Source organism: Pseudomonas sp. NPDC087804 (genome assembly GCF_044742965.1).
Taxonomy (GTDB): domain Bacteria; phylum Pseudomonadota; class Gammaproteobacteria; order Pseudomonadales; family Pseudomonadaceae; genus Aquipseudomonas; species Aquipseudomonas rustica.
This window is the reverse complement of record NZ_JBIUVN010000001.1, coordinates 1,197,651-1,212,295: the sequence shown is the minus strand read 5'-3', so window position 1 is coordinate 1,212,295 and position 14,645 is coordinate 1,197,651. Positions and strand designations below refer to the sequence as shown.

General features: G+C 59.2%; 11 protein-coding genes and 1 pseudogene. 4 read left to right on the top strand and 8 right to left on the bottom strand.

What is annotated here, in order from left to right; translation table 11 throughout:
• Positions 1-39 precede the first annotated feature (39 nt).
• Positions 40-969, top strand: coding sequence for a Gfo/Idh/MocA family protein (locus ACIOMO_RS05260; RefSeq protein WP_401238729.1), 930 nt, complete (start codon positions 40-42; stop codon positions 967-969).
• 98 nt (positions 970-1,067) lie between these two features.
• Here the strand turns inward: ACIOMO_RS05260 and ACIOMO_RS05255 are convergent, their stop codons facing one another.
• The 5 genes from ACIOMO_RS05255 to ACIOMO_RS05235 form a co-directional block, all read right to left on the bottom strand.
• A complete protein-coding gene (locus tag ACIOMO_RS05255; protein ID WP_401238727.1) occupies positions 1,068-2,312 on the bottom strand; it encodes an FAD-dependent oxidoreductase in 1,245 nt (414 codons plus the stop codon).
• Complete coding sequence (locus ACIOMO_RS05250) at positions 2,302-3,894, bottom strand: aldehyde dehydrogenase (NADP(+)) (protein ID WP_401238724.1); 1,593 nt, start codon at positions 3,892-3,894, stop codon at positions 2,302-2,304. Before ACIOMO_RS05250 ends, ACIOMO_RS05255 begins: the two co-directional genes overlap by 11 nt.
• Before the next feature lie 68 nt (positions 3,895-3,962).
• Positions 3,963-4,910 (bottom strand): dihydrodipicolinate synthase family protein, encoded by a 948-nt coding sequence (locus tag ACIOMO_RS05245; RefSeq protein WP_401238721.1) that lies wholly within the window; start codon positions 4,908-4,910, stop codon positions 3,963-3,965.
• A 55-nt stretch (positions 4,911-4,965) separates the two neighbouring features.
• Complete coding sequence (locus ACIOMO_RS05240; RefSeq protein ID WP_401238719.1) at positions 4,966-5,892, bottom strand: 4-hydroxyproline epimerase; 927 nt, start codon at positions 5,890-5,892, stop codon at positions 4,966-4,968.
• 22 nt (positions 5,893-5,914) lie between these two features.
• Complete coding sequence (locus ACIOMO_RS05235; protein WP_401238716.1) at positions 5,915-7,540, bottom strand: APC family permease; 1,626 nt, start codon at positions 7,538-7,540, stop codon at positions 5,915-5,917.
• A gap of 231 nt (positions 7,541-7,771) precedes the next feature.
• Here ACIOMO_RS05235 and ACIOMO_RS05230 point away from each other — a divergent pair, with 231 nt between their 5' ends.
• Together ACIOMO_RS05230 and ACIOMO_RS05225 are read left to right on the top strand one after the other, a co-directional pair.
• A complete protein-coding gene (locus ACIOMO_RS05230) occupies positions 7,772-8,542 on the top strand; it encodes an AraC family transcriptional regulator (protein ID WP_053119530.1) in 771 nt (256 codons plus the stop codon).
• 699 nt (positions 8,543-9,241) lie between these two features.
• A complete protein-coding gene (locus ACIOMO_RS05225) occupies positions 9,242-9,529 on the top strand; it encodes a hypothetical protein (protein ID WP_401238713.1) in 288 nt (95 codons plus the stop codon).
• Positions 9,530-9,566: 37 nt separating this feature from the next.
• Here the strand turns inward: ACIOMO_RS05225 and ACIOMO_RS05220 are convergent, their stop codons facing one another.
• From ACIOMO_RS05220 to ACIOMO_RS05210, 3 genes and pseudogenes are all read right to left on the bottom strand, one after another.
• Positions 9,567-9,917 (bottom strand): hypothetical protein, encoded by a 351-nt coding sequence (locus ACIOMO_RS05220; protein WP_400645834.1) that lies wholly within the window; start codon positions 9,915-9,917, stop codon positions 9,567-9,569.
• Positions 9,918-10,014: 97 nt separating this feature from the next.
• Positions 10,015-11,595, bottom strand: coding sequence for an arylsulfatase (locus tag ACIOMO_RS05215; protein ID WP_401238709.1), 1,581 nt, complete (start codon positions 11,593-11,595; stop codon positions 10,015-10,017).
• Positions 11,596-11,846: 251 nt separating this feature from the next.
• Positions 11,847-13,431, bottom strand: a pseudogene (locus ACIOMO_RS05210) (GMC family oxidoreductase).
• A gap of 133 nt (positions 13,432-13,564) precedes the next feature.
• Here ACIOMO_RS05210 and ACIOMO_RS05205 point away from each other — a divergent pair.
• On the top strand, positions 13,565-14,566 hold the full coding sequence (locus tag ACIOMO_RS05205) for an AraC family transcriptional regulator (protein ID WP_401238706.1): 1,002 nt from the start codon (positions 13,565-13,567) through the stop codon (positions 14,564-14,566).
• Positions 14,567-14,645: the final 79 nt, after the last annotated feature.

Below are 14,645 nucleotides of genomic sequence, written 5' to 3'. Positions count from 1 at the left end.
TTCGCTGCATAAAACAAAAAACTCAAGCAGGAGTCATTGATGCAACCAATCCGTCTCGGTCTGGTGGGCTACGGCAAGATTGCTCAGGATCAACACGTCCCGGCGATCAACGCCAACCGCGCATTCCAGTTGGTGTCCGTCGCCACGCAAGGCAAACCTTGCGCCGGCGTAGAGAATTTTCAGTCGCTGAGCGAGTTGCTCGAAAACGGCCCGCCGGTCGATGCAATTGCCTTCTGCACACCGCCGCAAGGTCGCTTCGCCCTGGTGCAGCAAGCGCTGGCGGCGGGCAAACATGTGCTGGTGGAAAAGCCGCCGTGCGCAACGTTGGGCGAGGCCATGGCCTTGGTCGATCAGGCAAAAGAGCAGGGCGTCAGTGCCTTGTTTGCCTGGCATTCACGCTTTGCGCCGGGCATCGAAATCGCCCGTGACTGGCTCGCCACGCGCACTTTGCAAAGCGTGCAGATCGACTGGAAAGAAGACGTGCGCAAGTGGCACCCCGGCCAGACGTGGATCTGGCAACCCGGCGGCCTCGGCGTATTCGATCCGGGCATCAATGCCTTGTCGATCGTCACTCACCTTTTGGCGCTGCCGCTGTTTGTCGAATCCGCAGAACTGCGCGTGCCGGAAAACTGCCAATCACCGATTGCCGCTTCGATCAAAATGTCGAATGCGCAGCAGCTCGATGTGCGAGCGGAGTTTGATTTTGATCATGGGCAGGATGAGCTTTGGAGTATTGAGGTGCGCTGCAAGGAGGGCGTGCTGCGATTGGATAACGGTGGGGCGCTGTTGAGTATTGATGGCGTGCGTCAGGCCGTATCGGAAGAGGGTGAGTACGCGGCGGTGTATCGGCATTTTCAGCAGTTGATTGCCGAGAAGGGCAGTGATCTGGATTTGCAGCCGTTGCGGTTGGTGGCGGACAGTTTCTTTGTCGGTAGCCGGGTCTCCGTTGCCCCTTTCTACGACGCCTGAACAAAGCCCTGTAGGAGCTGCGGCACGCTGCGATCTTTTGATCTTGATTTTTTAAGATCAAAAGATCGCAGCGTGCCGCAGCTCCTACAGGGCGGTTTTTAGAAACGGTCAAGTCTGTAAGGTTCGCTTCTTGGCATCTCAGGCAACGCCATCCCGACAACCATCTCCGCCGTCACCGCCGCCTGCGTCAGCCCCAAATGCTGATGACCAAACGCAAGCAAAACCTTGCCCCCGCACACCTGATCGATCACCGGCAGCGAATCCGGCAATGACGGCCGAAAGCCCATCCACGGTGTCACCGCTTCAGCACTCAGATCCGTGCGAAACAAGCCCTGACTCAACCGATGCAACTGCCACGCGCGCTCCATGCTCGGTGGTTTCTCCAGCCCGGCGAACTCAACCGTACCCGCCAGCCGCAACCCTTCGGTCATCGGCGTCATGATGAACTTGCGTTCCAGCGAGGTGACCGGGAAGGGCAGTCGCCCCTGTTCCTGCGGCAGCATCAAGTGATAACCGCGCTCGGTGTCCAGCGGTACTTTTTTGCCGGTCAGCGCAGCGGTCAGTTTCGCCGAGTGCGCGCCGCAGGCAATCAGCACGCGGCTTGCGTTCAAGCCACCATTACCGGTAATCAGCGAAACACCCTTTTCCTGAACATGGCCTCCCTGCACCTGCTGCTGCAGAAAACTCACGCCGCAGGCTTTTGCCGCTTCAACCAATTCGCACACCACCCGGTACGGGTCAATGAAATGCCCGGTGCGCGGAAAGAACAAACCGCCCTGAATCTGCTCGCTGAGTTGCGGCGCCGTGTCCTGAATCGCCTTGGCCTGCCAATAATCGACAGGCACTTCCTGCTGACGCAATCGAGCTTGCAACGCGCCGATGGCCTGACGTGATTCCGGGCGTTCGAACACCAGCAACGAGCCATCAACTTTCAGCAAGTCCGGCCGCTGGATGTCGGCGAGCAAGCGCTGCCACGCATCTAGACTGCTTTCATTGAGCGCGCGTAATCCTGCCACGGTTTTCTGAAACGGTTCCGCCCGCAGGTTCAGCAGCAGCCGCGTGAACCACGGCAAGGCGCGGGGCAGGTATTTCCAGTCCAGTCGCAACGGCCCCATCGGGTCGAGCAGCATGGCCGGCAGGCGTTTGAGGATCGACGCATCGGCAATCGGGAACACCTGTTCGGTCGCCAGATGCCCGGCGTTGCCGAACGAGGCGCCGTGACCCGGTAGCTGTTGATCGATGACGACCACGCGCAAACCCTGGCGCGCAAAGCGCAAGGCGCAGGCGACGCCGATGATGCCGGCGCCGACCACGGCGATGTCGTGGGAGACGTTATTCGTCATTGGTCAGTGCTTCCCTGTGCCCATCGAGCAGGCGACTCAGGTGCAACGGATTGGCGTGTTTCAGTGCTGTCGGCAACAAGCTGTCGGGGAAATCCTGATAACAGACCGGGCGCAGAAAACGCAGGATCGCCGCCGTGCCCACCGACGTTGTGCGCGAGTCTGACGTCGCCGGGAAAGGCCCGCCGTGCACCATTGCATCGCAGACTTCGACGCCGGTCGGCCAGCCATTCACCAGCAAGCGTCCGGCCTTGCGCTCCAGTGTCGGCAGCAGCGCGCGGGCGTGATCAAGGTCTTCATCATCCAGGTGCAGCGTCGCAGTCAACTGACCTTCCAGACGCTCGGTGACTTGGCGCATTTCATCCACGCTGGCGCATTGCACGATCAACGATGCGGCGCCAAACGCCTCGCCCTGCAGATGGTGATCAGCGAGGAAATCGGCGGCGTCGCTGACAAACACCTGCGCCTGACCCTGATTCGGGCCGCTGCCGATCTGGCCGACGGCAGCCACACTCGCCCGAGTGTTGTCGGCCAGCGCATTCACCGCCGATTCATAGGCATTGAAGATCCCCGGGGTGAGCATCGTCTGCGCCGGACTGTTTTTAATCCGTTCGGCCGTAGCGGCAATAAAACTGACCAGCGCAGCACTTTTCAGGGCAATCACCAATCCCGGATTGGTACAAAACTGCCCGGCGCCCAATGTCAGCGAAGCCACAAACCCATCGGCCAATGCCTGAGTGCGCTTCTGTAATGCCGCCGGAAACAGCAGCACCGGGTTGATCGAACTCATTTCCGCATACACCGGAATCGGCTCGGGCCGCGCCTGTGCCGCTTGAATCAGCGCCAGACCACCGCTGCGCGAACCGGTAAAACCCACAGCTTTGATGCGTGGATCGCGGACCAACGCAATGCCCACTTCGCGCCCGGAACCGTACAACAGCGAAAACACACCGTCCGGCAAATCACAGGTTTTCACCGCCCGTGCCACCGCGCGGCCAACCAGTTCACTGGTGCCGGGATGCGCACTGTGCGCCTTGACGATCACCGGGCAGCCGGCCGCCAGCGCCGATGCCGTATCGCCGCCCGCCACCGAAAACGCCAAGGGAAAATTACTCGCGCCGAACACCGCCACCGGCCCCAGCGTAATCTGCCGTTGACGCAGATCCGAACGCGGCATCGGTTGACGATCCGGCTGCGCGTTATCGACGCGCACATCCAGCCATTCGCCCGCGCGCACGGTGCGCGCGAACATTGTCAATTGTTGGCAAGTGCGCCCGCGTTCACCCAGCAGGCGAGGGCGCGGCAGGCCTGTTTCAGCCATGGCGCGGTCGATCAATTCATCACCGAGGGCTTCGATTTCCGCGGCAATGCTTTCAAGAAATTCGGCGCGGACATTCAGGGTTGTCTCGCGATAAACGTCGAACGCCGCCCAGGCCAGCGCGCAAGCCTGCTCGACATGTTCCGCTGAACCGCCGGCATACGCCGGTTCCAGCGTGGCGTTCGTGGCCGGGTTGATGCCCCGAATGGCTTCGCGATTTCCCGCGACAATGTGCTGCCCGATCAGCATGTGGCCCGTCAGCGTCATGGTGTTTTCCCGATAAAAAAGTGATGCCCGCCGTGAGCTAAAAACTTCACGGCAGGCGAAAGCAAGGATCAGGCGAAGTTCTGTTCCGCCGACCAGTTCTCGTACCAGTGACGGAACAGCGCGTACTGCTTCTCGGCATAACGCCGCTGCGAGTCGCTCAACGCATCGGTTTCGTTGAAGTGCAGGGTGTATTCCTTGTCGCCGTTGAGCACCATCAGATGCTTGTAATACAGCACCAGATCGCAGCCTTCATCGAACGACGACAGCACCGCCAATGCCGATTCGAGCTCCCGCGCCTGACGCCGCGCCTGCGCATCTCCTTGGGCAGCCTTTTTGCTCAGCGCAACCAGTTGCAGCACTTCGCGGGGCAGGGCGTTGCCGATCCCGGTGATCGCGCCGGTGGCGTTGCAGTTGACGAAACCGTGTACCACTTGCGTGTCGACGCCGACCATCAGGGTCACGTTTTCATCTTTGGAGGTGATGTTTTCAGCGGCGTAGCGCAGGTCGGCGCCACCGCCAAATTCCTTGAAGCCAATCAGGTTCGGGTACTCGCGGCGCAGTTCGAAGAACAGGTCCGCACGTGTGGCGAAACCGTAGTAAGGGCTGTTGTAGATCACCGCCGGCAGGTTCGGCGCCGCTTGCAAAATGGCCGCGAAGTGGGCTTTTTGCGCAGTCACCGAAGCACCCCGGGACAGCACGCGCGGAATCACCATCAAACCTTGTGCGCCGACTTTTGCCGCGTGCGCCGCATGGGCGACTGCTTCACGGGAATTCACCGCGCCAGTGCCGACAATCGTAGGAATGCCTGCTGCCACCAGACGCGCCACGCCTTCCTGACGTTCAGCCTCGGTGAGCAGCGGCCAGTCACCCATCGAACCGCAATACACCACCGCGCTCATGCCGATATCGATCAGCTCGCGACCCTTGGCCACCAGTGCGTCGAAGTCCGGTTTGCGCTGGGCGGTGCACGGGGTCATCAGGGCCGGCATGCAACCGGTGAAGATGTTGTCGCTCATTGTTTTAACTCCTTGGCACATCGTTCAAATTGAGGTGAAAAGTCTGCGCGGCGGCTTAAATGCCCCACGCGAACGGGTCTGTTTCGTCGATCAGCAAGGTGCTGTCGGCGGTCATGTAGGCGCGGCCGGTGATGTACGGGCGAATGCGCTCGCCCTCCCATTCGAAGCGGCCTTCGAACTGGCTGCCGGTGATGCTCGCCTGCACCCAGATCGCGCCGGGTTGCAGCTTGTCGTCGGCGGCGAGGCAGGCGAGTTTGGCGCTGGTGCCAGTGCCGCACGGGGAGCGGTCGTAGGCTTTGCCGGGGCACATGACGAAGTTGCGGCTGTCGGCGTTGGCGTCATCGGCGAACAGTTCGATGTGGTCGATCACCGCACCGTCTTCGCCGTAAATACCTTGGTCTTCGAGGGCCTTGAGCATCGCCCAGGTGTAGGCGGTGAGGTGTTCGACGTTGTCCATCGTCAGCGTCTGGCCGTGTTCGGAAACGAGGAAGAACCAGTTGCCGCCATAGGCGATGTCGCCGAAGACGCGGCCGAACCCCGGCACGTCCACCGGCACTTGTTTGCGATGACGGTAAGCGGGGACGTTGCCCAGCGTGACCGAGCCGTCGTCATGCAACGTGGCGCTGACCGGGCCGACCGGTGTGTCGATCTTGTGCACGCCCGGCTGGATTTTTCCCAGGTACTGCAACGAGTTGATCAGGCCGATGGTGCCGTGGCCGCACATGCCGAGGTAGCCGGCGTTGTTGAAAAAAATCACCCCGCACGTGGCGTCCGGCGACACCGGTTGGCAATACAGCGCGCCGACCAGCACATCGTTACCGCGTGGCTCCAGCAGGCAGGCACGGCGCCAGGCATCGTGCTGATTGCGCAGGGCATCGCGTTTTTCCACCATCGTGGAGCCGGCCAGATCGGGGAAACCGCTCATCACCAGACGCGTGGGTTCACCGCCGGTGTGGGAATCAATGACGTGTACTTCTTTCATGAATAGATCCCGTTGGATGATTTCAGTAGGCGCCGGCAGGGCGCGCGGTCACGGTCGAAGAGGTTTCGGCGACTTCGCTTTCTTCATCGTCTTCTTCCAGACGCAGCAGGTGCGCCGGTACGCCCGTCGCGGCGCCCCAGTAATAAATACCGGTGGCGCAAACGGCGACGACAATGGTGTCGAACGGATGGGCGAGGATGCCGAGGCCACCAAAGGTGCCGAGTTTCGACAGTACGATGGTCACCGCGTAGAAGGCGATCAACCACGCCGAAGAGCGCACCTGGCTGGCCAGATTGAGGTGCGCGGTCGGCACGAAACGGCCGCACAGCAGGTACACAACGAACATCAGAATTTGCAGGCCAAGCAGCCACGACACGGTATTCCAGCCCGACCAGTAAACGATCAGCGCGGCGATGATGAACGACACCGGCCCGAGCACGCCCATGCACTTGACCCGGAACGGACGCGGCATGTTCGGCGCATTGCGGCGCAGTGCAGCCACCGAAACCGGTGCCACGGCGTAGCTCAGCACCAGCGCGGCGGAGACCACGTTGATCAGCGCTTCCCACGACGGAAATGGCAGCGTCCAGAACACCGACAGGGCAAAGGTCAGCCATAGCGCCGGGCGCGGAATGCCGGACTTCTCGTCGATGTGGGTGAAGACTTTGAAGAAGGTGCCGGTCTGCGCCCAACCGTAGATCACGCGCGGCGTGGCGTTCATGTAGATGTTGCCGCAACCGCTTGGCGAGATCACCGCATCGGCGACCACCAGATACGCCAGCCAACCCACGCCCAGCGCCAGTGCGATGTCGCGGTACGGCAGGGAGAATTCCTTGCTGATCCCGGCCCAGCCATTGGCGAGCATTTCTGTCGGGATGCTGCCGAGAAAGGCCATTTGCAGCAGCACATAAATCAACGTCGACAGCAGCACCGAGAGAATCAGCGCGATAGGAATGGTGCGCTGCGGATTCTTTACTTCGCTGGCCACAGAGATGATCGGCGTCAGCCCCAGATAGGCGAAAATCACGCCGCCCGCCGACACTGCCATTTCGATACCGGACAAGCCAAACGGCGCAAAACCTTGCACCTGGAAGTTGGCCGGTTTGAAGAAAGTGAAGAGCACGCCGATCACCAGCAGCGGCACGATGAACTTGAACACGCTGACCAGATTGTTGGCCTTGGCGAAGGTCTTCACGCTGCGGTAGTTGAGCAGGAAAAACACGCAGAGCAGGCCGAACTGCACCATCCAGCCGAGGATCGTCGGGTTGCCGCTGCCCGTCTGGGTCAGCTCGGGAAACCATGCCGCCGCGTATTGGCGCGAGGCAACCACTTCGATCGCCACCAGACTGGAAAACGCGATCAGGGTGATGAAGCCCATCAGGTAGCCGAGCAGCGGCCCGTGGGAGTAAACCGGGTAACGCACCACGCCGCCGGCACGCGGTAAGGCCGCGCCCAGTTCGCAGTAAACGATGCCCAGCAACAACACGGCAAAACCGCCCAGCAACCAAGAGAAAATCCCCGCCGGCCCGGCAATCGCCGACACGTGACTGGCCGCGAACAACCAGCCAGAACCGAAGATCGCTCCGAGCCCGATAAATGTGAGGTCGATCAGTGAAAGCTGTTTTTTGAACTTGCCTTGGCCTGACATGGCATCGCCTTCTTGTGAGTTATTGGATAGGCAGTTGTGTCACTGGGACGGCCAGACTTTGAACTCATCGACGGCATGGCGATTGATGTTTTGCGGCGGGTTGGATGACGAAATCAGCACAATGGCGCAGATTAATCGCGGCCCTCGACAGGCCTGCATTGATCCTGCAATCTGCACGCGAACGCCGCAGGGCGGGCACTTGGCCGATCCGCGTTTGAAGAGGAATCCGTAATGCAGCAAGCGTTTTCGATCCTGTCCCAAGGCATCGGCGGCCATCGTCCGCAGACCCTGGAGGAGTTACTGGCCGGTGCGGCGCTGCTGTTGCCGATGCTCGACGTGATCCCTAATGCGGCGATTTTCATCAAGGACACGCAGGCGCGTTACGTGCTCGCCAACCGCACGTTGGTGCAGCGTTGTGGCTTGAAGGATTTGCGTCCGTTGCTCGGTAAAACCAGTGCGCAGGTATTCCCGGCGCAACTCGGCCCGGGCTATACCGAGCAGGATCGCAAAGTGCTGGAGGAGGGCTTTGTGCTGGAGGATCAGCTTGAGCTACACCTGTACGGTAGTCGCGAACCGGGCTGGTGCCTGACGCACAAGCAGCCGCTGTACAACCGTGACGGGGTGATTATCGGGCTGGCGGGGATTTCGGTGGATCTGCAATCGGCCAGTGAAACGCATCCGGCGTTTGAACGATTGGCGGCTGTCGATGAGCACATTCGGGCGAATTTCAATCGTCGGGTGACCTTGGTGGAATTGACCCGGATTGCTGGTATTTCCGTTGCGCAACTGGAGCGTTACTGTAAGCGCGTGTTCCATTTGACGCCTCGGCAGATGATCCAGAAGGTGCGGCTGGAGCATGCGCATCGCCTGCTGCATAGTGATTTGCCGATCACTGACGTTGCGCTGCAATGCGGTTATACCGATCACAGTGCGTTCACTCGCCAATTCAAGGCATCTACCGGTTTCACCCCTCGCCAGTATCGACAGGCCACTTCTCAGTGAATGACTGTAATCCTCTGTGCGGGCTTGTTCTCCAAGGGCTGGATTTTTGCTGACTGGGTACATATCCATTGCTGCGGTAACGGCGGCTTAGAGTTCCGCCCTTACGGCGGGTCACCTTTTCCAGACGCCGAAAAGGTAACCCAAAAGGCTTTGCCCCAGCGTTCGGCCCGCTCGCTGGGGCTCGGGGTTCCTTCGTTACGGAATTCATCCGGGCGCATCGCCTCCGGTTTGCTGCGCTGCACCTCCTCTCGCTGTGTTTGGCTGCGCCAAACGGTCGCTGCGCTCCCACCCCCGGATCAATCCCTCCGCTCAGCCTGCCGACGGGGCGGGTAGAGCAAGATCAAAAGCTGCAGCCGAGCTTGCGCTCATCCTGTGTAGGAGCTGCCGAAGGCTGCGATCTTTTGATGTTGCTTGTGCTTTTGTAGGAGCAGAGCTTGCTCGCGAAAGCGGTCGTTCGTTTAACAATTCGGTACCTGACACACCGCTTTCGCGAGCAAGCCGGCTCCCACAGTTTGACTGCGTTGGCCAGAGGTAACGGGCTAATCGGATTACTGTAGGAGCTGCCGAAGGCTGCGATCTTTTCATCTTGATCTTAAAAACAGATCAAAAGATCGCAGCCTTCGGCAGCTCCTACATGACCCTGTGGCATACCGGCTAGACTCATGCCATTCGCGGCTCTCTCGCAGCAGGTGAAACGGGATGATCGGATTACAGAGGTGCCGGAGTCCGTTATGGGCCTGGCTCACGTTGGTAGCGATCAGCCTGACGTTGATCTCAGGCTGCTCGAGCCGAAAGCACCATCCGCCATCAGGCGTCGGCGACAGTTGTTACGCCAAGGCATTACCAACGGTCGGCGAGGGCGGTCTCGCGTGGGGCTCCAGCCTGAACATGGCTCGCCAAAAATCCTTGAACAACTGCATCCGCTATGCCGGTCGTTCCGGTGGCACGCCGAACACCTGTCAGGTGGTGTTGGCCAAGTGCAAGTAATCCCGGCCCACCTCTGCGCAGTGGGCCAGGCGGCAAATTACAGGCAGCTTTCCACAGTGTCCAAGTGCTTCCTGGATATCCAGCGATAGGTCGATGCGTAATATTTCGCCACCGAACCGGACGCATCAGGCTGAATATCAACGAAGTATGCCGAGCCCGTTGTGGCCACCGTAATCGCGCCTTTCTTGCCCGGTTCCTGAGTGGCCCCGGATCGGCCCTCGAACACCGAAAGGTTCTCCCAGCCATGCTGTACGCAGTCGGCAATCACCTTGACGGCTTTTTTCGAATGCAGCACTTGGCGCGGTTCTTCCTGGCGCAGTTCATTCATCGAGGGTGCCGCACAGCCTGCCAGTGACGCCAGCGTCAACACCCATAGGGCTGCCTTCATATGTTCTTCTCCCTGAATAATGGGGCTTTCTCCAGGCGCGACATACGGGATGCCGCGTCTGGAGAAAGCTTTGCGATGCCGCTCTCAGGCGCTCGTCTTACTGTTTTGCTTCGGCCTTCATTTTTTCAGCGATTTTCGCATCTACCGCAGCACGGATCTGGTCAACACTGAAGCTGGCCGGTTTCTGGCTTGGTGGATACTCGATGAAGGTCTGCAGGAACGCAGCGGACTTCATCACCGCCATTTCGGTCAGATAAACGTTTTTGGTCGTCCAGTCGTAGTACTGGTCGGAAACGATATCGGCACGTTCATACGGATCCATGCGCAGGTTGAAGATTTTCGGTACGCGCAGGCACACGAACGGTTCGCTCCAGACTTTGAAACCACCCGGTGCACGCTGTTCGCAGAACACGGCTTTCCAGTTGCCGAAACGCATCGACACCAGCACGCCATCGTCGTTGAAGTAGTAGAACTCCTTACGCTCGCTCTTCGGGGTCTGGCCGGTCAGGTACGGCAGTTGGTTGAAACCGTCCAGGTGCACTTTGAAGCTGGTGCCGCCGGAAGTCGGCGCCCAGCCTTTGAGCAGCTTGTTGGCGACATCGGTATCACCTGCGGCGGCGAGCAGTGTCGGGAACCAGTCAAGACCCGAGAACAGCTCGTTGGAGACTTCACCCGGTTTGATCTTGCCCGGCCAGCGGATCATCGCAGGCACGCGGTACGCGCCTTCCCAGTTGGAGTTCTTCTCGTTGCGGAACGGCGTGGTCGCCGCGTCCGGCCAGGAGAACTGGTTAGGGCCGTTGTCGGTGGTGTAGACGACGATGGTGTTGTCGGTGATTTTCAGGTCATCGAGGGTTTTCAGCAGTTTGCCGACATCGCCGTCGTGCTCGATCATGCCGTCCGCATATTCGTTGCCGGGCATGCCGCTCTGGCCCTTCATCGAATCACGCACGTGAGTGAACAAGTGCATGCGCGTAGTGTTCATCCAGACGAAGAACGGTTTGTCCGCTTTGGCCTGTTTCTCGATGAACGCTTGCGCCGCCGCGGTGGTTTCGTCGTCGATGGTTTCCATGCGCTTGGTGGTCAGCGCGCCGGTGTCTTCGATCTTGCCGTCGGCGAAGCTGTGGATCACACCACGAGGGGAAACAGCCTTGACGAAATCGGCATCTTCTTTTGGCCAGTACGGACGTTCGGGTTCTTCTTCAGCGTTGAGGTGATACAGGTTGCCAAAGAACTCGTCGAAACCGTGGTTGGTCGGCAGGTATTCATCCTTGTCGCCCAAGTGGTTCTTGCCGAACTGACCGGTCGCATAACCCTGGGATTTGAGCGCCTGAGCGATGGTGATATCGCGTTTTTGCAGGCCGACCGGTGCGCCGGGGATGCCGACTTTCGACAGGCCGGTACGCAGTGGCGTCTGGCCAGTGATGAAAGAAGATCGACCTGCCGTGCAGCTGTTCTCCGCGTAGTAATCGGTGAACATCATGCCTTCTTTGGCAATCCGGTCGATGTTTGGCGTTTTGTAACCCACCACGCCCATTGAATAGGCGCTGATATTGGTCTGGCCGATGTCGTCACCAAAAATCACCAATATGTTGGGTTTCTCCGCAGCCATGGCCGAGGCTGAGATGACCGACGCTGCAACTAACGCAAACGTAGGTAACCACTTACTTAAATCAGTCATACCTACAACTCCTTTAGACAGGTAGTCCTTACGGACTTATGACGTGCCATCACTTTGCCCTCGTGCAAACTTTACGGAATGCCCGTTTCACCTTAGATGGCGTGGGTGTTTTCGCCTCCAGTGCGCGTGTCTAAATATGACATTTGCCCTCTGACGAACCTCTGAAATCAAACCAAGTACTTGATGTCACGACAATTAATGCAGCCAATTAAGTTGCGACTTTTCTGACAGATAAAACATCTCATCGACGCTTAACGTGCATTGATAATCCAGTCAGCGGCACGTTCGGCAATCATGATCGAGGCTGCATTGGTGTTACCGCCCACCAGGGTCGGCATGATCGATGCGTCAACGACGCGGAGCCCTTCGATCCCGTGCACGCGTAACTGACTGTCGACCACGGCGAGTTCATCGTTGCCCATCTTGCAGGTGCCGACCGGGTGGTAGATGGAGTCTGCACGCTGGCGCAGTAACTGGATCAGTTGCTCGTCCCCGTACAATCCTTCGCTGAGCACATCTTTCAGACCGAAACGTGCCATGGGCGCTTGCTGGATGATCTCGCGGGCCATGCGGTATCCCGTCAGCAATGTCTCGACGTCATCGTCATGGCCTAGAAGATTTGGGTCGATTCGAGGCGGGGCGGTAGGGTCAATCGACTGCAAACCGACGCTGCCTCTGCTTTTTGGGCGCAGCACGCAGACGTGACAACTGAAACCGTGCCCCCAGTGCAATTTGCGGTTGTGGTCGTCGATCATCGCGATCACTGAATGCAACTGGATGTCCGGACGCGTCAGGCTGCTGTCGGTTTTCAGAAAAGCACCGCCTTCAGCGAAGTTGCTGATGAACGGCCCCCGACGATGCCTGACGTAATCAAGCCAGGCCTTGCCCATGTTGATGCCGCCGCTTACAGAGATGCCCATCAATGACGTATCGGGGCTTTTGTACTGGAGCACGACATCCGGATGATCCTGCAGATTCTGGCCGACCCCCGTAAGTTCGTGCAGAACCGCGATGCCTTGAGGTTTGAGCTCCTCTTGCGGGCCAATCCCCGACAGCATCAGCAACTGCGGGCTGCCAAAGGCGCCGGCACTGAGCAGAACCTCGCGCCGGGCCTTGATGGTTTGCCGGTCACCGTTGCGGCAAAGCGTGACACCGACGGCTTTTTTGTCCTCTAGCACAATGCGCTCGGCGACCGCCGACGTCAGCACGGTGAGGTTTTTGCGCGTGTGTCGAATCGGTTTGAGAAACGCGGTGGCCGTGCTCCAGCGTCGACCCTCGCGGATCGTCACGTCGTACTGGCCGATGCCTTCCTGATCGACACCGTTGAAATCCGCGTTGTAGCGGTGCCCGGCCATCTGACCCGCGTCGATAAAGGCCTGAGTCGCTGGATGTATCGGGTTTTTGCCGACGTACAGTTCACCGAGCGCGCCGTGCAGATCGCAGGCACCGCGGTAGTTCATCTCGCTCTTGCGAAAGTACGGCAGCACCTCAGCAAACGACCAGCCCGGATTGCCCTGCGCCTGCCAATCGTCAAAGTCCGTGTGATGGCCACGAATATAAATCATGCCGTTGATCGAACTGCTACCGCCCAGCGTCTTGCCCCGTGGTTGATAGCCGTAACGCCCGTTCAAGCCTGGCTGCGCAGCGGTCTTGAACGCCCAGTTGACATGCCGCGTCGGCACTATCGCTGCGACGCCCACCGGTGCGTGGATCAGTGGTGAGCGGTCTTCAGGGCCTGACTCCAGCAAACACCGTGACGTGCGGGTCTGCACTCAGGCGATTGGCCAGAACGCAACCGGCTGAGCCGGCACCGATGATTACGTAATCGAATTCCATTACAGAGCAATCCCGAGCGAGTGAGCAGTGGCAGCGTCGCGATGACGCAGCGGTAAGTACCCCGGGTTGATTGTTGGCTTGTAGGACAAGAAAATTATTGATCTCTCATGACATTTATTTGATATTTGGCGACATGACTTCATTAATAAGAACAACCTCGTTCACCGGTTTTCGGCAAGTCACCAGCCAGCTCGGCGGCGATGCAGACCGCATGCTCGAACGCTTTCGGATCAATCCGCAGTTGCTGGAGGAAGAAGAGGCGCGCGTGCCTTTACGCTCTTTGGTGGGCCTGCTGGAGTTTGCCGCGCGCGAGCTGGACTGCGCCGATTTCGGCCTGCGCATGGCCGAATATCAGGATTTGCACGTACTCGGGCCGATAGCAGTGATCGCCCGAACCTGCGCCACGGCGGGGGAGGCGCTGGCGCAAATCATCCGCTTCATCGGTTACCACAGCCCGGGCATTCAGCTCGATCTGGATCACAGCGAGGCCGGCTCTCCACGACTGGTCATCGACATCCGGCTCTCGGGCCCGGCTCCCCGCCGGCAAATGATCGAACTGGCGATGGGCGTGGCGCATAACGGTATGAAGCTGCTGTATGGCGACCATTTCGTCGCGCAGTCGGTACTTTTTTCCAGCACACATTTGACTGGCAAAACCTACCGGCGCTATTTCAAAACGACGGTGCAAACCGGCCAGCCCTGCAATGCGTTGGTGTTAAGCAACGAGCAGCTGAATCAGCCGATCGAACAGCAGGCGCCTTATCTGCATCAGGCGCTTGAGCAATATTTCGATCAGTTCGATTTGCAGGCCACCTCGGATGTAGTCAAGCAGGTGGAACGTCTGGTGCTGCGCATGATGCCGATCCAGCGTTGCCGCTTGCCTTTGATCGCAGAGCAACTCGGGATGCACGTGCGTATGTTGCAGCGAAGGCTGGCCGAGCAGGGTCGCAGTTTCGATGACGTTGTCGAGACACTCCGTAAAGAGCGCAGTGAACACTATCTGGGGCAGAGGCACATGCCGATGTCGCAGGTCGCCGGGCTTCTCGGCTACAGCGAGCAAAGCGTGTTCAATCGCGCGTGTCAGCGTTGGTTTGCGATGTCGCCGGGTGCGATGCGGCGGCAGTTGCTGGAGTGAGACACAATCATTGACGCTATCAATAACAACCATTAACCCAATGAAGTTCTCATATTGATCGCGCGGCGTAAGATCGGCT

What these genes read in the sequence shown, in the direction of transcription:
- ACIOMO_RS05260 (WP_401238729.1), top strand. Translation starts at nt 40, where the DNA reads ATGCAACCAATCCGTCTCGGTCTGGTGGGCTACGGCAAGATTGCTCAG.
- ACIOMO_RS05245 (WP_401238721.1), bottom strand. Translation starts at nt 4,910, where the DNA reads ATGAGCGACAACATCTTCACCGGTTGCATGCCGGCCCTGATGACCCCG.
- ACIOMO_RS05240 (WP_401238719.1), bottom strand. Translation starts at nt 5,892, where the DNA reads ATGAAAGAAGTACACGTCATTGATTCCCACACCGGCGGTGAACCCACG.
- ACIOMO_RS05255 (WP_401238727.1), bottom strand. Translation starts at nt 2,312, where the DNA reads ATGACGAATAACGTCTCCCACGACATCGCCGTGGTCGGCGCCGGCATC.
- ACIOMO_RS05250 (WP_401238724.1), bottom strand. Translation starts at nt 3,894, where the DNA reads ATGACGCTGACGGGCCACATGCTGATCGGGCAGCACATTGTCGCGGGA.
- ACIOMO_RS05225 (WP_401238713.1), top strand. Translation starts at nt 9,242, where the DNA reads ATGATCGGATTACAGAGGTGCCGGAGTCCGTTATGGGCCTGGCTCACG.
- ACIOMO_RS05230 (WP_053119530.1), top strand. Translation starts at nt 7,772, where the DNA reads ATGCAGCAAGCGTTTTCGATCCTGTCCCAAGGCATCGGCGGCCATCGT.
- ACIOMO_RS05220 (WP_400645834.1), bottom strand. Translation starts at nt 9,917, where the DNA reads ATGAAGGCAGCCCTATGGGTGTTGACGCTGGCGTCACTGGCAGGCTGT.
- ACIOMO_RS05235 (WP_401238716.1), bottom strand. Translation starts at nt 7,540, where the DNA reads ATGTCAGGCCAAGGCAAGTTCAAAAAACAGCTTTCACTGATCGACCTC.
- ACIOMO_RS05205 (WP_401238706.1), top strand. Translation starts at nt 13,565, where the DNA reads ATGACTTCATTAATAAGAACAACCTCGTTCACCGGTTTTCGGCAAGTC.
- ACIOMO_RS05215 (WP_401238709.1), bottom strand. Translation starts at nt 11,595, where the DNA reads ATGACTGATTTAAGTAAGTGGTTACCTACGTTTGCGTTAGTTGCAGCG.